This is a genomic window from Paenibacillus whitsoniae (assembly GCF_003955665.1).
GTDB classification, from domain to species: Bacteria; Bacillota; Bacilli; order Paenibacillales; family NBRC-103111; genus Paenibacillus_E; species Paenibacillus_E whitsoniae.
Genome location: NZ_RXHU01000066.1, coordinates 22,415 through 44,855, shown reverse-complemented (window position 1 = coordinate 44,855; position 22,441 = coordinate 22,415). Strand labels below are relative to the sequence as shown.

Here is a 22,441-nt window from a genome sequence, read left to right as displayed (position 1 = left end):
CAGGTCATCAGGCTATCTATTGCGCATCTCTTATATGTAAGAAGAGTCATCGCGGCTCGACAATCAATTTAATCGCGGTACGGTCCTCGCCATCAATCACAATATCCGTAAAGGCCGGTACACAAATTAAATCGACTCCGCTGGGTGCGACAAACCCTCTTGCGATCGCTACTGCTTTGATAGCTTGGTTTAACGCGCCCGCGCCAATCGCTTGAAGCTCAGCTGCTCCACGCTCGCGCAAAACGCCCGCCAATGCACCTGCTACGGAGTTTGGATTAGATTTTGCTGAAACTTTTAATACATCCATGAATAGTACCTCCTCGGGAATGATGGTTAGATTCCATTACCCATCATATTCTCGAGCTTGACTAAACATGCTACTTTATCGATTTCTTATCTATCCATCATTTATTCGAAAAAAACATGATCTTCATCATAACGAATGAGCTGAATCTCCTTCGCCATGCCGGTATCGTCGTTCAGTTCAATTGCTACCGCATGGAAATGCCACTTCCCCTCATCCGTCACAAAACGAACGGGGAGCTGCGTCTTAAACTTCTGCAGTACGGCATTACGTTCAACGCCAAGAATGCCGTCACGCGGCCCTACCATGCCCACATCGGTCACATAAGCCGTACCTCCTGGCAGTACGCGGTTGTCGTTCGTCTGAACGTGCGTATGCGTCCCTACGACGGCTGATACGCGACCATCCAGGTGCCAGCCCATGGCAATCTTCTCCGACGTCGCTTCTGCATGAAAATCAACGAATACGAATTTGTGTTTCTTCTTATCTTGATCCAGAATATCATCGACTTTCCGGAAGGGACAATCGATTGGCGGTAAGAAGGTTCGGCCTTGAAGATTTATGATCAAAATCTCCTGATCCTTCACCTTAATAACCGTGTGACCTCTCCCCGGCGTCCCCGGCGGAAAGTTCGCAGGTCGCACCATTTTATCGTCGCGGTCGATGAAATCGAAGATTTCTTTCTGATCCCATGTGTGATTCCCCATCGTCATCGCCTGAATACCCATTTCATAGATTTCTTTGGCAATCGCTGAGGTTATGCCTTTGCCTGCCGCAGCATTCTCTCCATTTGCAATAAACACGGCATTCGGGTACTTCTGTTTTAGCCGCGGCATCATGTTCTTAAGCGCTTTTCTTCCGACTGAACCAACGATATCACCGATAAATACAATTTTCATATTGTCTTGGTTAACTCCTTTAGTGAGAAAAAATAAGGAAAAGTGGCCTAGTCAGCCACTTTTCCCATCCGTTACTTATTTCGCATATTCGACCGCTCTCGTTTCGCGAATGACCGTAACCTTAATATGTCCCGGATAATCGAGTTCACCCTCGATTTTCTTCGTAATATCTCGAGCTAGACGGAATGCTTCCGTATCGTCCACTTTCTCCGGCTGAACCATAACGCGAACCTCGCGGCCTGCTTGAATCGCGTAGGACTTCTCAACACCGTCGAAGGATTCTGAGATCTCTTCCAGCTTCTCGAGACGCTTAATGTACGTCTCCAGCGTCTCGCGGCGTGCGCCAGGTCTTGCGGCAGATAAAGCATCTGCAGCGCCAACCAGCATCGCGATAACCGACGTTGCTTCCACATCGCCGTGGTGGGAGGCAATACTATTAATAACGACCGGATGTTCTTTGTATTTCTTCCCGATTTCCACACCGATTTCTACGTGTGAACCTTCTACTTCGTGGTCTAACGCCTTACCGATGTCATGAAGCAGCCCGGCACGTTTCGCCAAAGTTACGTCTACCCCGAGCTCTCCAGCCATTAATCCGGCCAGGTAAGCCACTTCCATAGAATGCTTCAATACGTTTTGACCGTAACTTGTTCTGAACTTTAGACGTCCAAGAATCTTAATCAAGTCGGGGTGTAGACCGTGAACGCCGACTTCAAAGGTCGCTTGCTCACCGTATTCCCGGATTCGCTCGTCCACTTCTTTGCGGGACTTCTCAACCATCTCTTCAATGCGCGCCGGATGGATACGACCATCGGCGACAAGCTTCTCGAGGGATGTGCGGGCAATCTCGCGGCGAATCGGATCAAAGCCCGATAGAATTACGGCTTCCGGCGTATCGTCAATGATGAGATCGATTCCCGTCAATGTTTCCAGTGCGCGGATATTTCTTCCCTCACGACCGATAATCCGGCCTTTCATTTCTTCGTTAGGCAACGAGACGACGGAAACGGTCGTTTCAGCCACGTGATCTGCCGCACAACGCTGAATAGCGAGTGTGATAATTTCGCGTGCTTTCTTCTCTCCGTCCTCTTTCGCCTGCTGCTCAATCTCTTTAATAAGCTGAGCCGTTTCGTGACGAACTTCCTGCTCTACATTGGTAAGAATGATTGTTTTCGCTTCGTCCATCGTCAAACCGGAAATGCGTTCCAGCTCTGTGACTTGTGTTTTATAAAGCTGATCAATTTGTGATTGTGTTTCTTCGATCCGCTTCTCCTTGTTGGCAACCAACTCTTCTTTGCGCTCAAGGGATTCTAATTTTTTATCCAGGGATTCCTCTTTTTGCAACAGTCGCCGTTCTTGTCGTTGAATTTCGTTACGACGCTCACGAATGTCTTTTTCAGCTTCGGACCGCAGTTTGTGTACTTCGTCCTTGGCTTCCAGAACCGTTTCCTTTTTCAGCGCATCGGCTTCCTTCTTTGCAGCTTCAATGATCTGCTCAGCGGCTGTCTCAGCACTGGAAATTTTCGCTTCTGCAAGAGATTTTCGGATAAAATAACCAATCCCTAAGCATGCAGCCCCAACAATGAGAATGATCGCGATCCAGACGATCGTCATCTTGTTCACCTCCTCGTTGGTTTCTCCAAGGTGTGAGCTTGGGATACCCTTCGGTTCTTTACTCCGATTTTCAATTGTTTGGCTAGTCGTACATACCCCAAATGCTGCAGAGTATGGCTTTTAAAGGAATGCGCACGATCGTCCCAATAGACGTAACCGTGCTAATTGTCCATAATTAACAGTGCAAAAATTGGCGATTTTTACAGCTGTCAGCTCAAAATCAATGAAAATAGTATGATTTTGAATACATTATGAAAATATACATTATTATTTTAGCTTTTGTCGAAGAAGCTTGTCAAGCGGATGTCCAAGGGAGCGTGATTTTACTGTCTTTTAATTTTTATTAATGACATTAATTGAATTTCGAATATTTAATGACATTAATAAAAATCACCCACAAAATGCTCATCGTCAAAATCCATCTCTTCGCCCTCGTTGCCTTGACTGAGCTCATTTAAAACTCTCTGTACGAGAGCGCCCGCGTACCCTCTGCGCATGAGAAACGCAGCGGTTTTTCGTTTGCGATCCACCGTCTTACCAGAAGTCTGTTTCCATTTTGTCTGCGCAATCTTGAAGGCAGCGGCGTATTCATCCTCCGGGTTGATCGATTCGATGGAATCCTTCACCACATCTTTGTGAATCCCTTTCTGCTGCAGTTCGTGCCGGATGAGATGCCTGCCCTTCTTCTGCGACACGACACGATGATCCGTAAGCATCTTCGCATATTCCTCATCATTAATGTAGTTCTGTTCCACCAGCTTATTCGCGACCCACTCAACGATGTCCGGCTCAAAACCCTTTTCTTTGAGCTTCCGTTTCAGTTCTGCCAAGGAATGGGGTCTTCTCCCGACCATATGCAGCGCTTTCACATAGCCCAAATTCCGCTCTTCATCCTGCACAATCGTTTGCAGTTGTTCTTGGAACAATGTCTCGCCTTTATTTAAGCGATGCTTCACTAAAATATCTTCATGTACAGAAAACGCATATTCTTCGTTCAAAAATATATTATATCTATGCTTGCCGCGCTTTTGCTTCTCTACCTTGGTAATGACAAGTACTCGTGGCTGTTCCTCACTCATTATGCGCTCACTCCATTCAAAAAAGAAGCACCTCCACACAAGGTGTCAGGTGCTTCTCGACTCAACTTCACTTATTCAAGTTCTAATTCTATTTCGTCCTCTTCGTCATCAACATTCGGGCCGACGACTTTAATCAAATTGCTGTTTTCGCGAATTTTGCCTTCGATTGTATCAGAGATCGCTTTGTTCTCTTTCAAGAATTGCTTCGCATTCTCGCGACCTTGACCTAAGCGTTCGCCTTCAAACGAATACCAAGCGCCGCTTTTATTAATAATGTCCATTTCTGTCGCAATGTCGACAATACTGCCCTCGCGAGAAATCCCTTCACCGTACATAATGTCGACTTCAGCCTGCTTGAACGGAGGTGCAACCTTATTCTTCACGACTTTAATGCGCGTACGGTTCCCTACCATATCGTTACCCTGTTTAATTGTCTCAACGCGGCGAACGTCCAAACGAACGGATGAATAGAATTTCAATGCGCGCCCGCCAGGCGTTGTCTCCGGATTGCCGAACATGACGCCGACTTTCTCACGCAGCTGGTTAATGAAGATGGCAATAACTTTGGATTTGTTAATGGCGCCGGACAGCTTTCGCAGCGCTTGAGACATCAAGCGTGCTTGCAAACCAACGTGGGAATCCCCCATGTCGCCTTCAATCTCCGCTTTCGGAACGAGCGCTGCGACGGAGTCGATCACGATAATGTCCACCGCGCCGCTTCGCACAAGCGCTTCGGCGATTTCAAGCGCCTGCTCCCCGGTATCCGGTTGGGAAAGCAGCAATTCGTCGATGTTGATGCCCAGCTTACTGGCATACAAAGGATCAAGCGCATGCTCTGCGTCGATAAATGCGGCTTGTCCGCCAACCTTTTGCACTTCTGCGATAGCATGCAAAGCGACGGTTGTTTTACCGGAAGACTCCGGTCCGTAAACTTCAATAATTCTTCCGCGCGGGAACCCACCGATTCCTAGCGCTATATCAAGTGCCAATGCTCCCGATGAAATGGTTTCAACCTGCATGTGTGTTGATTCCCCAAGTTTCATGATGGAGCCTTTACCGAATTGCTTCTCAATTTGACGTAATGCGTTATCTAATGCGGCACGACGATCTGACAAAACGACCACTTCCTTCTATCATTATAGGTATATGATAACTTGTTTTGGTCCGTTTGCCAAGCATTTTTTCGAACATACATTCGTTTTTCTGCGAACAAACGAAGAACCGCAACAAAGTTATCGCTTTGCTGCGGTTCTTCCGCCAACATATTTCCCATTATACTGGAAATCTAGTTTTCTTTCAACTGCTTCCATAATTGGTAGAGTGCGCTTTTGGCGGCACGCAGCTTGATCATGCCCCGACTACCCGAGAGCTGCAGCGTGAACACCTGCGTCTCCTTGCCATTCTGCGCCAAGCCGACATAAACGAGCCCGACCGGTTTCCCCTCCGACGGATTCGGCCCAGCAACTCCGGTCACGGAGATACCGATATCGCTCCCAAGCGTGCGCAGCAGCCCCTCAGCCAGGAGCATCGCCGTTTCCTGGCTAACTGCTCCCGGAGCCCCTTCTCCCTCCAGAACGTCCTTTGGAACGCCTAGCAAGCCGTGCTTCACATCATTCGTGTAACATATAATGCCCCCAAGAAACGGCTGCGAACTGCCCGAGACTCCGGTAATAAGATCGCTAAGCAGACCGCCTGTACAGCTCTCTGCAACGCTTAACGTTCGCTCGGTCTCTATCAGCCTATGCACGATTACGGCTTCTAACGGCACATTCTGAACGGCGTAGAGGTACTCGCCTACACGTCCCCGAATCTCTTGCATCGTCGGCGCCATCAACGCCTCGCCTTCTTCCTCCGTATGCGCCCGGGTCGTTAGGCGGATTGCCACTTCGCCTTCTTTGGCATAAGGGGCGATAGTCGGATTCGTCTGCGTCTGAATCAGGTCCAGCAGTTGATGCTCCAGTGTCGACTCCCCGATGCCGGCAAATTTGAGCATTTTAGAGTAGAGAGGCACCGGTTCATTCATTAACGCACTTAACCATTTGGCCGCATAGTTCGTAAACATCGGCTTCATTTCTTTGGGAGGACCGGGCAGCAGGACAAAATGCGTCCCCTGAATCGTTACGGCATTCCCAACGGCAAGACCGGCATCATTGATTAGCGGCGTACTGCCTTCCAGCATGAGCGCCTGCCGGCGATTGCTTTCCACCATATGGATGCCTCGTGAGGCGAACAAGTCTTCAATCGCCTTCATCGAGGGTTCGTGTAAGATTAATTTACACCCAGCATAAGCGGCTAGCACGTCCTTCGTGAGGTCATCCTGGGTCGGTCCAAGACCGCCTGTGCAAATCACGACATCGGCTCTTGATGCCGCCAGCTTCAAGCTGTCCATCAGTCGCTGCTCGTTATCGCCGACAACCGTCTGAAAGTATACGTTGATCCCCAGCGCCGCACATTCCTGTGCCAGAAATTGCGCATTCGTGTTCACAATCTGCCCCAGCAGCAGTTCTGTTCCTACCGCAATGATCTCCGCCTTCATACGTATCATAACCCCCTCAAAGTGAGAAAACCTCCACCCTGGCCAGCATGGTGCTGCCGTGATTAGAGGCATTTATGGGGACTTTCCGAAATCAAGTACCGTACCGATATGTTTCAAGCAAATCTCCGTGAACTCCAGAGGCTTTATCTGAAACAGCAGGCATAAATTTCGGAAAGCTCCCTATGTACTACTGCTTATCTGTAAAATCAATAACATGTTTATTCTTAACGAAATATTCAATACCGGAATAAACTGTAATAATCGCTGCCGCCCAGCTGGCAATCACATCAAAAGGAAAATCTAGGAACGTAAACGGAAAATTATTGATCAACAGGGCGATAATCGCAGTAATTTGTGCTGCGGTCTTCGCTTTCCCCCACTTGCTGGCCGCCATAACCGTTCCTTCAAGCAAAGCGATTTGCCGCAGACCGGTAACGGCCCACTCCCTGCTGATGATGACGATGACAATCCAGGCATCCACTTTGTCCATTTCCACCAATGAGACGAGCACGGCGGTGACAAGCAGCTTGTCCGCCAAGGGATCGAGCAGCTTGCCCAAATTCGTAACGAGATTGCGCTTTCTGGCAATGTAGCCGTCCAAACTGTCTGTGCTCGCCGCAACAATGAAAATTAAAGCGGCAATAATTTGATTATACGTGATGCTGAATTCCTCTATCCGTATATGTGGGAATTTCACCTTCACCAACAGAAAAAACATGATGATCGGTACTAATAAAATTCTCGCTACGGTGATGCGGTTGGCCAGATTCATGCAATGACCTCCCCCGACAAATCGAACTCATAGGAATGGGTAACGCGGACTCTTGCCAGCTCGCCAATGTTCAGTTTGGCATTGGAGACGAAGACTTCGCCGTCGATTTCCGGCGCATCGAATTGCGAACGACCGACATAAACGTCGCTTCTTCCGTCATAACGCTCGATCAACACATCAATTTCTTGACCGATGCGGCGGCCTCCGCGGAGATTGGAAATCTCGCGTTGAATTTCCATGATGACATTCGCGCGATATTCTTTGACTTCATCCGGCACCTGATTCGGCAGACGCGAAGCAGGTGTATCGTCCTCTTGGGAATACGCGAACACGCCAAGGCGGTCAAATTGCATCTCGCGAACGAATGCTTTTAGGTTCTCAAAATCTTCTTCAGTTTCGCCTGGGAAACCGACGATCAAGGACGTGCGAAGCGCGACGTCCGGAATGGCCTCACGGATTTTACGCACCAGTTCGCGGGTATCCTTTTGACGGCCCGGTCTGCGCATTCTTTTCAAAATCGAATCTTCGCTGTGCTGCAGCGGCATATCGATATATTTGCACACCTTCGGATTGTTCGCAATGACGTCGATCAACTCATCGCTGAAGAAGCCTGGATACGCATAGTGCAGACGTACCCACTCGATGCCCTCCACTTCGCTCACTTTATTCAGCAAGGTAGGAAGCATGAAACGGCCTTCAAACAAATCTGTTCCGTAATTCGTGGAGTCCTGGGCAATCAGGCTGACTTCTTTCACGCCTTGTGCCGCCAAATTCGCGACTTCCGCTACAATCGACTCGATGGACCGGCTCTTGAAAGCCCCCCGCATAATCGGGATCGAGCAGAACGTGCATGCATTGTCGCAGCCTTCCGCAATTTTCACATAAGCCGTATAGCGAGGTGTCGTCACAAGGCGCGGCAGATCTGCGTCATAGTTAAATACCGGATTCCCAATCAGAACCGGTTTCTTGCCACGCAGCGCTTCATCCACGATATGATTGATTTTATCAAAATCACCGGTGCCGACAATGCCGTCGATCTCCGGCATTTCATCCATTAATTGCTGTTTGTAACGCTGCGTCAAACAACCGGAAACGATCAACGCTTTCAAATTGGCAGTCTGCTTCAGTTCGGCCATATCCAAAATCGTATTGACGGACTCTTCCTTGGCCGCATCAATAAACCCGCAAGTGTTTACAATAATAACGGTTGCCTCTTCTTTATTATCAACCAGTTGGTAGCCGCGGCCATGAATCAGCCCTGACATAATCTCGGAGTCGACCAGGTTCTTCTCGCACCCGAGCGTAACAACTTTTACCTTCTCTGTCATGAATAAAACAACCTCCAATAGTCCTCGAACGCTACCTATCAGTATAATACATGCCCTATGGGGTGTCAAAAACTAAAAGCCCCCTACTTCCATAGGGGGACTTTGGATTATTTCAAATTGACAAACTGCAGATCTAGCGGGATTTCCGCCTTCCGCAGCATGGCGATGACGGCTTGGAGGTCGTCTCTGCTTTTGCCTGTGACCCGAATTTGGTCGCCTTGAATTTGCGATTTGACTTTGAGCTTTGAATCGCGGATCAAAATGTTGATCTTCTTGGCGTTTTCTTGATCGACGCCTTGCTTTAAGCTGATTTTTTGGCGGACGGTTTGTCCTGCCGCCGGCTCCACTTTAGAATAATCGAGATTCTTAATGGAGATTCCGCGTTTGGTCATTTTGGCATGCAAAATATCCAGTACGTTCTGAAGCTTGAATTCATCGTCAGAGACGACTACGAGCTGATCCTTCTCCAGCTTGATGGAACTCTTGCTCCCTTTAAAGTCAAAACGATTCAGCATTTCCTTCTCCGCTTGCTGGATCGCATTGTTCAATTCCTGCATGTCCACCTTGGAAACAATATCAAAAGAGCTTTCTGAACTCATTTCTCACGAACACCCTTTCCTTCAAATTACTTCTTGCATTATAGCAAGAACGCATAAAAAAGGAAATATCCGGTGCATGCACGCGAATATTTCCCAGCCTCATTTTTATTTCCGGGGAAAGCGCAGGAAGTGTCAAAAAGCTAGCTTTTCTGCAGGTTCAGCTGTAGCCGCTTCGGATTCGGCGTATCGCCGACTGGAACAAGCGTTCCGTTGACATTCAGCTGCAGCGCGCTTGCCGCTCCCACATTCAAGTAAGCCGAATTATCCAGTTCGAACGTATCCGTATCACCGGCGTTATACAGCTTCTGTCTCAGCATTTCTTTGCTCCCGTCGCTTTTGACCGCATCGATTCGAATCCAGCAGGGCCCCGTTATTGTCATTTGAATGCTTAGCTTAGGCGCTCCTGTCACCGCATAGTTGTCAACGCCTTTATCCGCAGAAGTGAATTTCACTTGAACGGCCGGCGGGGTCGGCGTAGGTGTAGGTGAAGGTGTTGGCGCAGTGGAGACAATCGGAGACGGATTGCTCGCCCCAGTCGCGTTCACCGACGTGCCTGGCGACGGATTCGGATTCGTTGAATCCGTAATACGCGTTGTCGATGTTTGCGAAGGCGTCTCGTCGGCCGGCGTCCCCTTATAATTTTTGTACGTGTAGTAGTACACAATCCCGAAAATCAGCAAAATGAAGCACACAAACATTAAACTGGAGGCCCATCTGCTCATTTTCTCGGTATTATGAACGCTCGAACGGTTTGGCCGGATGGCTTCAACAACAGGTTTCTCCACAACAGGCGTCGGATTCGTCGATTGATACATGCTCAAGACTTCCGTCGGATCCAGCCCAAGTGCTTCCGCGTAGCTTTTAATAAACGCCCGGACATAAAAGCTTCCCGGAAGAACCTTGTAGTTCCCCTCTTCAATCGCTTCCAAGTACCGTTTGCGAATTTTCGTCACTTCCTGAAGCTCGTCGAGCGACATCTTTTTTTCCAGCCTGGTCTTGCGCAATATGTACCCTAAGTCAGCAGACACATGGTCACCTCCTCATCTAGAAGAATATCCTCGTAAATGGACGATACATCCCCTAAAAAGGTTCAGATGTATACGTGAACGAATCGTAATTGATTTCCTCGTCCGGATTGTTCCGCAGTTCAATAATATAATCAAAGTGACTATACGTATATTCGGATTCACGAATAAAAATATCGGGGTGCTCGATCACTTTCGTCGACGGCATCGACATAATGTCCTGCAGCAGCCCATAGTGCTTCTCGTTGGAACGAATAGTGGAAACGATGCCATCAATGATGTAGACGTTGTTAGGCGCCATTTCATCCTCGGAAAGCTGGCTGCGGACCGTTTGTCTAAGCAGTGTGGACGATACGAACGTCCAACGCTTATTGGCGCAAACACTGCCGGCGATAATCGATTCCGTCTTCCCGACGCGCGGCATCCCGCGCAGCCCCACAACCTGATTGCCTTCGCGTTTGAAAATTTCCCCCAGGAAATCGACGAGAAGCCCCAGTTCATCGCGCGTGAAACGGAAGGTTTTGCGGTCGTCGGAGTCGCGCTCGATGTAACGGCCGTGACGTACAGCCAAAATATCCACTAATTTGGGCGGTCTCAAAGCAGTAATAGTAATATTATCTACTTTTTTTAACATTTTACCCATTAAGTCAATTTTTTCTTCATCGTTGGTCTGCAAAAGCATGCCGCGCGTGCGATCCTCAACCCCGTTAATCGTCACAATATTAATATCCAGCATCCCCATCAGGGAAGCAATGTCCCCTAGGAGACCCGGCCGATTTTTATGAATTTTGTATTCCATGTACCATTCTTTAACGTCCACGTCTTCCACCTCATTAAGTTGTATGCCGCATAAACAGCGACTAATCTACGTATTTAAAACATTTCTACAAAATTCGTCAATATCCTTCTCAACCTCAACGGACAAGCCGGATTATTTCATTTTTAGTTCTTTCAGCTCTTGCAAATTGTAATTCTGCACCCCTGCTTGCCAGCTATGATTCATCATAACTCCTAAGCGATTCGCTAAAATGTCATCCCAACTCAAATTTGCGGACAGGGCTGCCGTCAAATCCATCACGGAAATGCCGAGCGTCTTCGCTTTCTGAACCTGGGCTTCCTCAGCCTGAGCATAAAAAACGACCCATTTCGCATGATGCTGGTTCACCTGAAAAGCAAGCTGCTGGAACCATTGCGGGTTATTATCCAGCAATACGATATGATCGCTTTCTTCGGAAGGCGCCCATACGGAAGGAATCGGCCGCTCGGCCTTCGTTACCCATTCGATCGGCGTCTGTTGGTCCAACAGGCTTTGAACCCATGTCTTTTTCATCGTCTCGATTTGAGCCGTATCCACTTGCAGCAGCGCCGCTTTGTCGGCAATTGCAGCGCTTTGATTGGCTGCATCAGGCTCGCTCTGCAGAAACGTCCATTTCCCTGAGGTTGGATTAGCCCCCATCCATGCCGCAGCCGATGAAAACAGGCCATTCCCAGCCACATATATGTAATCGTACGAAGCCGTTTTCAATTTCGCGACGGCATCGGCATCCACCGTTTGCAAGTCCTTTACCCAATCGAAAGCGATCGAGCTTTGATCCCGCCATTTCAGCAAAGCTTGCCCAATCGATTGTTTCGCTGCGTCTGGGAGTTCAGCGCTTGAAAGCATTAGCACCGATATTTTTCGTTCAAACATATCTTGTTGGATTGTAGGAATACCGCGGCTAGTGCAGCCGGCAATCAAGCAGATAAGTAAAATTATGACCATTCCGTTTCGAAGCGTACGCATACCTGTCGTTAATCCTTTCTTTGCTATGAAAGCATGCAAAAGCCTCCGAAAAGGAGGCTTTCCCATTATACCTGATTAAATTGTAAAACGGTAATTAACCTTTGTCTACTAATTTCACCATAAGGCGTGCGATTGTCTGCTTCTCTTGCTCATCGCCAGCATCCCACAACTCTTTGAGTAAACGTTCTTGTTCGTTTTCCGGATCTACTTTGTTCGATAGAAACTCACCGATCTGAAAGGCAAGCTTAGCGATCGTTTCTTCGCTCATTCCTGCATGCCCAGCCTGACTCACGCGTTCAGCCAAAAATTCTTTCCATTTGTCGAACACTTTAAGTACAGTTGCCATTGTAAGAAGCCTCCTTTGAGTTATGAGAAATGGTCATTACAAAAAGTAATATGCGCTTCTCAAGCCTCAATTATGCGATGCTTCCAGGTATGCAGAAATGGCAAAATATAAGAATCAGGTCAGCCAGCCCCCATTTGGACTAATAATTTGGCCTGTAATATAGCCCGACTCCGGCAGGGCCAGGAAGTAAACGAGCGAAGCGACTTCTTCCGGCATCCCAAAACGGCCGACAGGAATCTCATTTTCAATCGCGACTTTCTCGTCAACGTGAAAACCGGCCATCATATCCGTCTCCACCGCGCCGGGAGCAACCGCGTTCACCGTAACGCCAGACGGGGCCAATTCCTTCGCAAGCGCCTTGGTAAAAGCGTTAAGTCCGCCTTTGGCTGTGGAATAAGCAACTTCGCAGGACGCGCCGGATATGCCCCAGATGGAAGAGACATTAATGATGCGTCCAAACTTCTGCGAAATCATCGCTGGGACAAACGCCTGAGAGCATAGAAACACGCCTTTCAGATTCACATTCATCACGTAGTCCCAATCTTCTTCGGAAATGTCGGTTAACAAGCCATAATGAGAAATGCCCGCATTGTTCACGACAATGTCCGGCACCATCCCCATCTGCTCCAATTTGTCACGCATCTTGAGAATCTGATCCCGAGACTGCATATCGGCGGAAACAGTCAGCACTTTTGCGCCTTTTTTCATGCACGCCCGCGCCACCTCATTGGCAGCCTCATGCGATTCCCTGTAATGAATGACGATTTGCATGCCCTCCGCGGCAAAACGCTGCGCGATTGCGGCGCCAATTCCCCTGCTGGCTCCCGTAATCAGCACCGTCTGCTCGTGGAACGGTTTATTGGTCATACCCGCTATTCGCGGCTTCGAACGATGGAAACGGCCAGCTTCGACCAGTCAAAATGATCGCGGAAACGCGCGTTTACATCTTCCAATGTTATTTGTTCATATACCGGCAAAATATCAAATAAATCAATGCCTCTGAACCGATACTTCGTGTACTCATTGGCAATGGATTCAGGGGAATTCATCATGCGGAGGAAATTGCCGATTTTCTTCTTGCGGCTCCGTTCGAAGGCAATTGGATCTACGCCGGTTGCTTTGCGCTGCTCCACTTCTTCGCGGATGCGGGCAGTCAGCCCTTCCGGATCTTTCGTATCGCCGCCAACAATCGAGAAGGCGTAGCCTTCGCTGCAGTTGTATTCATGACCGAAGTTATCCGTGATCAACTGGTCGTCATACAGGCTTTGATAAATATCCGAGCTGGAGCTGAATAAAATATCGAGCATCAGCTTCGTCGTCAGTTCGCGGACCAGAAGCGGTTTACCGGTTTCCGCAGGCGGCTGTTCCTTAAAGCCCATCAAGCACTTGGGCATGGAGACAGGCAAATGCATCAACCTTTGGGCTTCTCTCACCTGAGCAGGCTCCTCCGGAAAGAAGCGCTGAATCGCGCCTTGTGGCGGGAATGTTTTCGCGGCTTGATTTTGTTTAACGAGGTTAATTACCTCTTCCGCATTCACACCACCCACAACGAACAAACTCATATTGCTGGGATGGTAAAAGGTGTGGTAGCACTCATAAAGCGTTTCCTTCGTAATTTCCGAAATCGAAGCGACTGTCCCCGCGATATCGATATGAATCGGATGCTTGGCGTATAGGGCTTCAATGAGGCCGTAATAGCTGCGCCAATCTGCATTATCCTCATACATCTTAATTTCCTGGCCGATGATGCCTTTTTCTTTCTCAACATTCTCGTCTGTAAAATACGGATTCTGAACAAAATTAATTAATGTCGTTAAATTCTCGAGATAACGGTCCGTTGACGAGAACAGGTATACCGTCCGGTCAAAGCTGGTAAAGGCGTTCGCGGAGGCGCCGTTCGTTGCAAATGTGGCGAAAATATCGCCTTCCGGCTCTTCAAACATTTTATGCTCAAGAAAATGTGCAATACCGTCCGGTACCTGCACTTCCGGCTTGCCTGCCACCTGAAAATGATTATCGATCGAGCCATACTTCGTTGAAAAGGTGGCGTATGTTTTTTGAAAGCCTTCCTTCGGAAGAACAAACACATGCAAGCCATTATCGAGCACTTCATGATAAATGGTTTCACCCAGCTGCGCGTATGGAATTGTTTGCATGCCCTACTCCCCCTTCTGATCCCGTAAAAAGTATATCGTATCGAGTTGAACCCGCTTCGCCACCTCGGCGATCGCCGGAATATCGACCTTCTCAATCGCTTCGATCAAGCCGGGAACCGTACGCTCTTTCCCCGATAAAATTGCGTTAAAATCAAACGAAATCATTTCGAACGCCGAGTCTTGAATTTCACGCAGCTGATTGCTGATCATCGCCCGTGTCTGTCCCCACTCGATGTCCGTGATGTCGCCATCCTCCATCGCTTTCAACTGCTTCCGGATAATATCGACCGCCTTCTCATAATTGGCCATCTCAATGCCGGATTGAATCGTCAGGATGCCTTTATGTCCATCAAAACGGGATGAAGCATAGTACGCCAGGCTGGCTTTCTCGCGCACATTGGTGAACAGCTTCGAATGCGGATAACCGCCCAACACGCCGTTATACATAAGCGCTACAGGGTACAGATCGTCCTTGTAGGAGACGTTAGTCCGCAGCCCCATATTCAGCTTTCCTTGATTGACATCAAGACGTTCGACGATCGTTTTGACTTCGCCGGAGGCGCCGCGGGGCACCGAAGTGACATAGGCTGCTCCTGCGTCGCGGTCAATATCGAACGCCTGCTTCACAATCCCTTCGACTTCGGCGAGCGTCGTATTGCCAACCACATAAATATCCATCGGCGACGTGCGCAGCCAGTTCTGGTACTGCTCAAACAGGCTTGCCGCGCTGAGCTCAGCCAAATCTTCAATTTTGCCTAACGGATGGAGGCGATACGGCTCATTGCTGCACATCTCCTCCAGGCAGCGCTCGGCTGCATAACGGATTTTATCGTTAACGATGGATTCGATACGTTTTTGAAGCGTTTGCTTTTCCGCATCGACATATTTTTGACGGAAATGTCCGTTTTCTGTTGCAGGGCGTGTCAACGTTTCACCGACGAACCCAAGCCCCTGTTTCAGCAGGGAATCCGCCGATTTGACGAAACGGTCGTTAATAATATCCATTTTCAGCTGAACGATCTGATAATCGCCGCGCTTATAAATATCGAATCCGAAGCCCGCTCCGTACAAATCGTCTAGATGCTCGCGGAACTGCTTCGTCTCCGGCAAGGATGCCGTACCTCTGCGAAGAATAAATGGCGTAAGCGCGGTGCCGGTCACGTTGTCTTCTTCAAGCTGGCGGCCTATGTACACGGAGATGGCAAACGTTTTGAATCGATCCGTGGGCAAAACGTGCAGGCGAATGTGCTTCAAAGTACTGCGCTCAAATTTTGGCTCCAAAGGTCGGTCTCCCTTCTATCGTTAAGTTAGTTCCATTATATTCCTATACGAAGAGGAGAAGCAACCAATGCCGGTTCCTTCTCCATGTTCCTTCGTTATTATATACAGAAAATATGTTTGCCAATGGTCTTCACTTGCGTCCGGCTCCAAATCCATTTGGACGTGGCGGTCGCCGGATTAAAATAATAGATGCAGCCGCCGGTCGGGTCCCAACCGTTCAGCGCGTCTTTGACCGCCTTCTTCGACGACTCGTTCGGCGTCAGCCAGATCTGGCCGTCAGCTACCGCAGTGAAAGCGCCCGGCTGAAAAATAACGCCCGAAATCGTGTTCGGGAAACTGGCTGATTTGACCCGATTTAAAATGACTGCCGCCACCGCCACTTGTCCGATGTATGGCTCCCCGCGCGCCTCGCCGTGCACGGCATTGGCCATTAAGTTAATATCCTGCTCGGAGTAGCCTAAATTGTTGGATGGCGTCAAATTGGCAGGCTTATCGTTTGCCGTAGAGGCAGCTGCCCCGCCGCCACCGGTCCCCGCACTTCCGGGGCTTCCGGAGCTTCCGCTTTTCGCCTCACCCATATTTGGACCTGTGGGCTTCCAGTTTTTCGTCGCTTCCCATAGCTTCAGCTTCGTTTTGGAACCGACAATCCCGTCCACTTTCATGCCGAATTCACCTTGGAACCGTTTCACTGCCGTTAATGTTTTATATCCAAAATCACCATCCACCGAGCCGCCGTAAAAACCGATGAATTTAAGCCTGCCTTGCAGCTCATTCACATCCGTCCCTGTAGCGCCATAGCGAATTTCATTGGAACTGAACGTTTCCTCGGCTGGCTGACGGAGTTTGTCCTTGAGTTGAAAGCCTAGTACAAGTACAACTGCAATGCTGCATGCAATCAGAAGGATCCGTTTCGTCATTCCTGTAATCAACCTCGCTTTTCATTTTGCCTAACCTTTTCTTGCTTATTATGAGAAAGCGTGGCGTCCATTATGCAGAAAATACGTTTTCACGATCCAGACTTTGTGCATAGCGGTAAAAGAAAAAGACACACTCCAGCGTGTGCCTTCTTCAATAGATATAACCTTATGAACTCATTCGGTTATGCTGATATTGCTCGAGGGACATCAGCACCTCACGCGGCTTGCTGCCCTCGTACGGGCCGACGACGCCTTTGGCTTCCATCGCGTCAACCAGACGCGCAGCGCGCGTGTAGCCGACGCGCATGCGGCGCTGAAGCAAAGAAACCGAGGCTTGCTTCGCTTCCAGCACGATTTGAACCGCTTGATCGTACAGTTCGTCCTCGATCTCGTTCTGCTGCTCCGGCGCCTCTTCTACCTGCGGAACCAATTCCTCGCGATAGTTGGCTTGCTCCTGCGTGCGAACAAAGCTCACAACCTGCTCGACCTCTTGGTCGGACAGGAACGCCCCCTGCACGCGCACCGGCTTGGACGCGCCGACCGGCAGGTACAGCATGTCGCCACGACCCAGCAGTTTCTCGGCGCCCACCATATCCAGAATCGTCCGGGAGTCCACCTGTGACGATACCCCAAAGGCGATCCGCGACGGAATGTTCGCTTTGATGACCCCGGTGATGACATCCACCGATGGACGCTGCGTCGCTATAATCAAATGAATGCCGGCTGCGCGCGCCATTTGCGCTAAGCGGCAAATCGAGTCTTCGACATCGTTCGCCGCAACCATCATGAGGTCGGCAAGCTCGTCCACGATAACGACGTAATACGGCAGCGGCGCCGCCGTTCCGGTTTCCGCTAGCATCGCGTTGTACCCTTCGATGTTCCGGGTACCGCTTTTAGAGAACAGCTCGTACCGTTTCTCCATCTCCACAACGACTTTTTTCAGCGCAAGCGATGCTCTGCGCGGGTCGGTGACCACCGGAGCCAGCAAATGCGGAATGCCGTTGTAGACGTTAAGCTCGACCATTTTCGGGTCAATCATGAGGAACTTCACTTCGTTCGGTTTCGCTTTATACAGCACGCTCGTAATAATACCGTTGATACAGACCGATTTCCCTGAGCCCGTCGCCCCGGCAACCAACAAGTGCGGCATGCGCGCCAGATTGCCGACGATCGGCTGACCGGAAATATCGCGGCCCAGCACGACAGAGAGGCGGGAACTCGACTCCTGGAACGCTGACGTCTCCATGACCTCACGCATCGTCACGACCGAGACTTCCAAATTCGGCACCTCGATACCGATGGCGGATTTGCCTGGAATCGGCGCCTCCATCCGAATGTCTTTTGCGGCGAGCGCCAACGCAATATCGTCGGTCAACGACACGATCCGGCTGACTTTCACGCCGACATCCGGCTGGATCTCATACCGCGTCACGGCCGGCCCACGGACAACCTCCAGCACTTTGGCCCTCACGCCAAAGCTTTCCAGCGTCGCTTCCAACTTCCTTGCGTTCGCTTTATAATCCGCCAATTCGCTGCCTTTGCCGAGCGCAGGCTTAGCGAGCAGCTCCAGCGACGGCATCTCGTACGGCTTCGTCATGACAGGCGGCGCTTCCTGAAACTCGACGGTAACCGGTTCGTTCGATTCACTGTCCTCCTGCGCTTTCGCATGCGGAGCGGCTACTGCCACTGGCACAGCGGCCGGAGCCGGGCTCGAAGGCTGCGTTCTTTCCGCCAGCTGTATGTCCTGCATCACTTGCTCCTGGAAGTCCCGGATGATTGGATCCAGGCTTGGCGCAGCCGCCTGCGGCGCCTCCGGCTCGTGCACGTCGCCTGCTACTTTGTACACAACTTCCTCATTCGCGGATGGAGATTCGTTTGTGGACAGCTCGTCCAAATCATCCTCATCCTCGTGCGAACCGGCACTCACAGCGGCCTTCTTCTTCCGTCCCTCTTTAATCGGCTTAATCAGTTCCATAAACAACGGCGTCTTCTTCGCCCGTTTCACCGGTTGGAATACTTCTTCATCAAACTCATCGTCAACCGGCACATAGACCGGTTTCTTTGCCCTCGTCGCATTGCTGCTAGCGGCGCTCGCCGGTTGCGGCGACCTGGATTCTCGGTCCTGCAGCCATTCCTTCATGCGGTCTTTAAAGTTTTGCCCCACATTCTGAAACCGCCCCTTAACGATATTCCCTACATCGATGTAGGAAATCCCGGTAGCCAGAATAAAGCCCATCACAAACAGCATATATTGAATTAATCTTGCACCGAGATAGTCAAACAGGAAATACAAGATGCTGTACAGCAATGCGCCAATCATGCCGCCTCCGCTGCCATGCTCTATCGCTTCATGCCCAGCGTCGGTCGGAGCCAACCCGCCCAGCATCGCGTCCCACGTCGACGAAATGATTTTACCCGAGGAGAAATTGTTATCCGGGTACAGCTGGGTAAACAGATCGATATGATTCTTGATCAGCAAGCCTAGAATAAGCAATAGAATTCCTAGCTTCTTGGGGGTTATCAACAGCGGCCAATCCCGCTTAATCATGGCATACAAGCCGACATAAATAAAGATTAATGGGATTAAGGAATACCAGCTTCCCACAAAAAAACGAAATAAATAATAAAGCGAGTTCCCAACATGCCCTTGACGGGCAATCGCAATGACAGAGAAGATCAAGATGAGAATGCCGTACAGTTCAAACAACAGACTTGTTTTCACCGGTTTCGTTTTCTTCTTGCGTTTTGCCAACACTTTCACCCCCAAGTCCATATTATACCATAATCCTCTCATGGTAAGATACGGGAACAAGGGGGTGTCTGTCAATTCGTCTATAGGCCTGGATTGTACGAAATAATCGTCCCGGGAGCATATTTGGCATTTAAGTAGTCCTGCGGATTGCAGCTGTAGAGCCTTACGATCTTGGCTTGAAAGCGGCCGATCGGTTCAACCTGCATGGACATGCCGTTCTGCTCAATATCCACGAATTCCGGCGTGTATGATGACATACCCTCAAAAACAACGTCCATAGGGAGCACCGAGTAGTGAATCATTGGACAAGCCCCCCGGTGTCCGCAGCCTTCTTCTCGTCTATACGCTTATTCAACTCGCGGATCGCATCGCCGATGCCGCCGACTTGATTGATAAGGCCGTACTTGACTGCGTCTGCGCCGATAACCGTCGTACCAATATCCCGCGTCAGCTCGCCGGTTTTGAACATCAGTTCTTTGAACTTTTCCTCCGTCACGTTCGAATGCTTCGTCACAAAGCGAACGACCCGTTCCTGCATTTTATCCAGATATTCGAACGTCTGCGGCACCCCAATGACGAGTCCGTTCAGCCGAATCGGATGAATCGTCATCGTTGCCGTCTCTGCAATAATTGAATAATTTGCAGAAACCGCGATCGGAACACCGATGCTGTGGCCGCCGCCCAGCACGAGCGTGACCGTTGGTTTGGACAGTGTAGCGACCATTTCGGCAATTGCCAGCCCCGCTTCCACATCGCCGCCCACCGTATTCAGAATGATCATGACGCCTTCGATTTTCGGATTCTGCTCAGCGGCTACGAGCTGGGGAATCAGATGTTCATACTTGGTCGTTTTATTTTGCGGAGGGAGTACGATATGGCCCTCCACTTGCCCGATAATCGTCAAACAAAAAATGTTCGATGCCTCTCCGGTAATTGTATTCGTCTGGCCGAGCTGCTGAATGTTTTCAACCACCGGATTTTTTTTGATTTCTTCCGCTCCTGGTTCTTGCTCTTTTCCGCTCGGCGCGGATGGATTCGTAGGTGTAGGCACTGGGGGTTCCCCTTTCCAATTTACAATAGCTTGCCAAATCTCCCATAGTATGAGGTTGGGGACGCACTTTCATGCATGCCGTCAATGCTGAAAAAAGCTCCCCCCGCTTACGCGAAGAGAGCTTTCTATATGCATAGGTTTAAGTGACTGTTCAAATTCCTAGACTTCCATGATAATTGGAAGAATCATCGGTCTTCTTCTGGTTTGTTCATATAAAAAGCGTCCGAGCACATCTTTTACATTTGTTTTGAGTGATGCCCATTCGTTGACATTCTCGTTCATCAGCTTTTGTAACGTATTGGTCACGATGCGGTTTGCTTCTTCAAGCAGACCTTCGGATTCACGCACGTAGACGAAGCCGCGGGAGATAATATCCGGACCGGACAAAATTTTCCCGTCTTGCTTGCTGAGTGTCACGACAACAACGAGGATACCGTCTTGGGAAAGCAATTTGCGGTCGCGCAGGACAATATTGCCCACGTCGCCTACTCCCAATCCATCAATCAAAATGTTGCCGCTCTGAACTTTGGAGCCTTTGCGGGCAACACCGTTCTGAATTTCGACTGTATCACCGATGTCGCAGAGGAAAATATCTTCTTTCGCAATGCCGACGGATTCAGCAAGCAAACCGTGCTGACGCAGCATCCGATATTCCCCGTGAATCGGAATGAAGTACTTTGGCTTCATCAAGTTGAGCATGAGCTTCAGCTCTTCCTGGCTGCCGTGACCCGAAACGTGTACACCCGTTACGGAACCCGGACCATAAATGACGTGTGCGCCAATGCGCATCAATTCGTCTACGGTACGGCCTACATAACGCTCGTTCCCCGGGATCGGCGTCGCCGCGATAATGACCGTGTCCCCAGGCAAAATATCAATTTTGCGATGGGTGGAACGGGCCATTCTCGTCAAAGCGGACATTGGCTCACCTTGGCTGCCTGTCGACAAAATGACGACGCGGTCAGCGGCCAAACGGTTAACTTCCTCCGGCTCAATCAACATACCGTCCGGAATATGCAAATAACCGAGCTCACTTGCGATCGACACGACGTTAACCATACTCCGGCCGATCACAGTTACTTTCCGGTTTGTCGCTGCAGCGGCATCAAATACTTGTTGAACACGATGAATATTCGACGCGAACGTTGCAATGACAACTCTTTGTTTCGCCTTGCGGAACACTTCTTCAATCTCAATTCCTACGCCGCGTTCGGAGCCTGTATAGCCTGGACGCTCTGCGTTTGTACTATCGGACAACAAGGCCAGTACACCTTTTTTGCCGATTTCACCCATGCGGTGGAGGTCTGCGTATTGATCGTTCACTGGTGTCTGATCGAACTTGAAGTCACCCGTATGAACGACGACACCTTCCGGTGTATCCACAGCCACACCCACGGAGTCTGGAATACTGTGATTCGTTTTGAAGAATGTTGCTGTCAGCGTCCCAAGAGAAAGGACGGAATCTGCATTAATCAGAATGCGGTTCGTTGTACCGAGCAAATTCGCTTCCTTCAGCTTCGCCTCGATCAGTCCCATCGTCAGCTTGGTCGCGTAGAGTGGAACATTCAGATGCTTAAGCACATAAGGTAAACCGCCGATATGATCCTCATGACCATGAGTAATGATGATGCCGCGTACTTTGTCCCGATTCTCCGTTAAATAGCCAATATCCGGAATGACGATGTCGATCCCCAGCATGTCCTCCTCTGGAAATTTCAAACCGCTGTCAATGACGACAATATCGTTCCCATATTGAATGCAATACATATTTTTTCCGATTTCGCCCACGCCGCCAAGAGCGAAGATCAAAAGTTTATCGTTATTTTTTTTGGACAAGATTATACCTCCTTATTAGATTGGACGACGAATTTTAAATGAAAAACCGAACGAGTCACTTGCAACCATTATACATGATAAAAAACAGCAAATACAAGTTAATCTGAGTAACCTATAGGTTTCCCTAAAAAAGAAAACCGATGCCAAGGGGGCACCGATTCAT

The 22,441-nt window shown here is 49.5% G+C and carries 21 protein-coding genes; all 21 read right to left on the bottom strand.

The genetic code is table 11. The annotated features are described in order from the left end of the window. Positions 1-46: 46 nt before the first annotated feature. The 21 genes from EJQ19_RS21145 to EJQ19_RS21045 all read right to left on the bottom strand — a co-directional run bounded on the left by EJQ19_RS21145 (position 47) and on the right by EJQ19_RS21045 (position 22,278). On the bottom strand, positions 47-307 hold the full coding sequence (locus EJQ19_RS21145; RefSeq protein ID WP_028558349.1) for a stage V sporulation protein S: 261 nt from the start codon (positions 305-307) through the stop codon (positions 47-49). A gap of 101 nt (positions 308-408) precedes the next feature. After that, the gene (locus EJQ19_RS21140; protein ID WP_126143231.1) at positions 409-1,203 is read right to left on the bottom strand and encodes a TIGR00282 family metallophosphoesterase; all 795 of its coding nucleotides are present in this window, start codon (positions 1,201-1,203) and stop codon (positions 409-411) included. Positions 1,204-1,278: 75 nt separating this feature from the next. Then, positions 1,279-2,817 (bottom strand): ribonuclease Y, encoded by a 1,539-nt coding sequence (rny, locus tag EJQ19_RS21135; RefSeq protein ID WP_126143230.1) that lies wholly within the window; start codon positions 2,815-2,817, stop codon positions 1,279-1,281. Positions 2,818-3,197: 380 nt separating this feature from the next. After that, entirely contained in the window at positions 3,198-3,896 is a 699-nt protein-coding gene (locus tag EJQ19_RS21130; protein ID WP_126143229.1) for a regulatory protein RecX, read from the bottom strand. A 71-nt stretch (positions 3,897-3,967) separates the two neighbouring features. Further along, complete coding sequence (recA, locus tag EJQ19_RS21125) at positions 3,968-5,011, bottom strand: recombinase RecA (protein ID WP_126143228.1); 1,044 nt, start codon at positions 5,009-5,011, stop codon at positions 3,968-3,970. Between the two features lie 170 nt (positions 5,012-5,181). After that, on the bottom strand, positions 5,182-6,432 hold the full coding sequence (locus tag EJQ19_RS21120; RefSeq protein ID WP_126143227.1) for a competence/damage-inducible protein A: 1,251 nt from the start codon (positions 6,430-6,432) through the stop codon (positions 5,182-5,184). A gap of 187 nt (positions 6,433-6,619) precedes the next feature. Then, positions 6,620-7,204: a CDP-diacylglycerol--glycerol-3-phosphate 3-phosphatidyltransferase gene (pgsA, locus tag EJQ19_RS21115; RefSeq protein ID WP_126143226.1), complete on the bottom strand. Its 585-nt coding sequence runs from the start codon at positions 7,202-7,204 to the stop codon at positions 6,620-6,622. Then, a complete protein-coding gene (gene rimO / locus EJQ19_RS21110; protein ID WP_126143225.1) occupies positions 7,201-8,532 on the bottom strand; it encodes a 30S ribosomal protein S12 methylthiotransferase RimO in 1,332 nt (443 codons plus the stop codon). Before rimO ends, pgsA begins: the two co-directional genes overlap by 4 nt. A gap of 107 nt (positions 8,533-8,639) precedes the next feature. Continuing rightward, complete coding sequence (locus EJQ19_RS21105) at positions 8,640-9,131, bottom strand: YajQ family cyclic di-GMP-binding protein (RefSeq protein ID WP_126143224.1); 492 nt, start codon at positions 9,129-9,131, stop codon at positions 8,640-8,642. 140 nt (positions 9,132-9,271) lie between these two features. Further along, entirely contained in the window at positions 9,272-10,159 is an 888-nt protein-coding gene (locus EJQ19_RS21100; protein WP_241243020.1) for a helix-turn-helix domain-containing protein, read from the bottom strand. Positions 10,160-10,211: 52 nt separating this feature from the next. After that, a complete protein-coding gene (locus EJQ19_RS21095; protein WP_420901693.1) occupies positions 10,212-10,955 on the bottom strand; it encodes a DUF3388 domain-containing protein in 744 nt (247 codons plus the stop codon). A gap of 132 nt (positions 10,956-11,087) precedes the next feature. Further along, complete coding sequence (locus EJQ19_RS21090) at positions 11,088-11,825, bottom strand: hypothetical protein (protein ID WP_164716651.1); 738 nt, start codon at positions 11,823-11,825, stop codon at positions 11,088-11,090. 208 nt (positions 11,826-12,033) lie between these two features. Continuing rightward, entirely contained in the window at positions 12,034-12,285 is a 252-nt protein-coding gene (locus EJQ19_RS21085) for a DUF3243 domain-containing protein (RefSeq protein ID WP_126143221.1), read from the bottom strand. Positions 12,286-12,399: 114 nt separating this feature from the next. Then, positions 12,400-13,152, bottom strand: coding sequence for an elongation factor P 5-aminopentanone reductase (ymfI, locus tag EJQ19_RS21080; protein WP_126143220.1), 753 nt, complete (start codon positions 13,150-13,152; stop codon positions 12,400-12,402). Between the two features lie 5 nt (positions 13,153-13,157). After that, positions 13,158-14,441 (bottom strand): EF-P 5-aminopentanol modification-associated protein YfmH, encoded by a 1,284-nt coding sequence (gene yfmH / locus EJQ19_RS21075; RefSeq protein ID WP_126143219.1) that lies wholly within the window; start codon positions 14,439-14,441, stop codon positions 13,158-13,160. A gap of 3 nt (positions 14,442-14,444) precedes the next feature. Further along, positions 14,445-15,722: an EF-P 5-aminopentanol modification-associated protein YfmF gene (gene yfmF, locus EJQ19_RS21070; RefSeq protein WP_126143218.1), complete on the bottom strand. Its 1,278-nt coding sequence runs from the start codon at positions 15,720-15,722 to the stop codon at positions 14,445-14,447. Between the two features lie 98 nt (positions 15,723-15,820). Continuing rightward, complete coding sequence (gene sleB, locus EJQ19_RS21065) at positions 15,821-16,639, bottom strand: spore cortex-lytic enzyme (protein ID WP_126143217.1); 819 nt, start codon at positions 16,637-16,639, stop codon at positions 15,821-15,823. Positions 16,640-16,805: 166 nt separating this feature from the next. Further along, entirely contained in the window at positions 16,806-19,391 is a 2,586-nt protein-coding gene (locus tag EJQ19_RS21060) for a DNA translocase FtsK (protein ID WP_126143216.1), read from the bottom strand. A gap of 80 nt (positions 19,392-19,471) precedes the next feature. Then, a complete protein-coding gene (locus EJQ19_RS21055) occupies positions 19,472-19,693 on the bottom strand; it encodes a YlzJ-like family protein (RefSeq protein ID WP_126143215.1) in 222 nt (73 codons plus the stop codon). Continuing rightward, a complete protein-coding gene (locus tag EJQ19_RS21050; RefSeq protein WP_126143214.1) occupies positions 19,690-20,442 on the bottom strand; it encodes a ClpP family protease in 753 nt (250 codons plus the stop codon). The genes EJQ19_RS21055 and EJQ19_RS21050 overlap by 4 nt, the downstream gene beginning before the upstream one ends. Before the next feature lie 159 nt (positions 20,443-20,601). After that, complete coding sequence (locus EJQ19_RS21045; RefSeq protein ID WP_126143213.1) at positions 20,602-22,278, bottom strand: ribonuclease J; 1,677 nt, start codon at positions 22,276-22,278, stop codon at positions 20,602-20,604. Positions 22,279-22,441: the final 163 nt, after the last annotated feature.

What these genes read in the sequence shown, in the direction of transcription:
- EJQ19_RS21145 (WP_028558349.1), bottom strand. Translation starts at nt 307, where the DNA reads ATGGATGTATTAAAAGTTTCAGCAAAATCTAATCCAAACTCCGTAGCA.
- EJQ19_RS21140 (WP_126143231.1), bottom strand. Translation starts at nt 1,203, where the DNA reads ATGAAAATTGTATTTATCGGTGATATCGTTGGTTCAGTCGGAAGAAAA.
- rny (WP_126143230.1), bottom strand. Translation starts at nt 2,817, where the DNA reads ATGACGATCGTCTGGATCGCGATCATTCTCATTGTTGGGGCTGCATGC.
- EJQ19_RS21130 (WP_126143229.1), bottom strand. Translation starts at nt 3,896, where the DNA reads ATGAGTGAGGAACAGCCACGAGTACTTGTCATTACCAAGGTAGAGAAG.
- EJQ19_RS21120 (WP_126143227.1), bottom strand. Translation starts at nt 6,432, where the DNA reads ATGAAGGCGGAGATCATTGCGGTAGGAACAGAACTGCTGCTGGGGCAG.
- pgsA (WP_126143226.1), bottom strand. Translation starts at nt 7,204, where the DNA reads ATGAATCTGGCCAACCGCATCACCGTAGCGAGAATTTTATTAGTACCG.
- rimO (WP_126143225.1), bottom strand. Translation starts at nt 8,532, where the DNA reads ATGACAGAGAAGGTAAAAGTTGTTACGCTCGGGTGCGAGAAGAACCTG.
- EJQ19_RS21105 (WP_126143224.1), bottom strand. Translation starts at nt 9,131, where the DNA reads ATGAGTTCAGAAAGCTCTTTTGATATTGTTTCCAAGGTGGACATGCAG.
- EJQ19_RS21095 (WP_420901693.1), bottom strand. Translation starts at nt 10,955, where the DNA reads ATGGAATACAAAATTCATAAAAATCGGCCGGGTCTCCTAGGGGACATT.
- EJQ19_RS21085 (WP_126143221.1), bottom strand. Translation starts at nt 12,285, where the DNA reads ATGGCAACTGTACTTAAAGTGTTCGACAAATGGAAAGAATTTTTGGCT.
- ymfI (WP_126143220.1), bottom strand. Translation starts at nt 13,152, where the DNA reads ATGACCAATAAACCGTTCCACGAGCAGACGGTGCTGATTACGGGAGCC.
- yfmH (WP_126143219.1), bottom strand. Translation starts at nt 14,441, where the DNA reads ATGCAAACAATTCCATACGCGCAGCTGGGTGAAACCATTTATCATGAA.
- sleB (WP_126143217.1), bottom strand. Translation starts at nt 16,639, where the DNA reads ATGACGAAACGGATCCTTCTGATTGCATGCAGCATTGCAGTTGTACTT.
- EJQ19_RS21055 (WP_126143215.1), bottom strand. Translation starts at nt 19,693, where the DNA reads ATGATTCACTACTCGGTGCTCCCTATGGACGTTGTTTTTGAGGGTATG.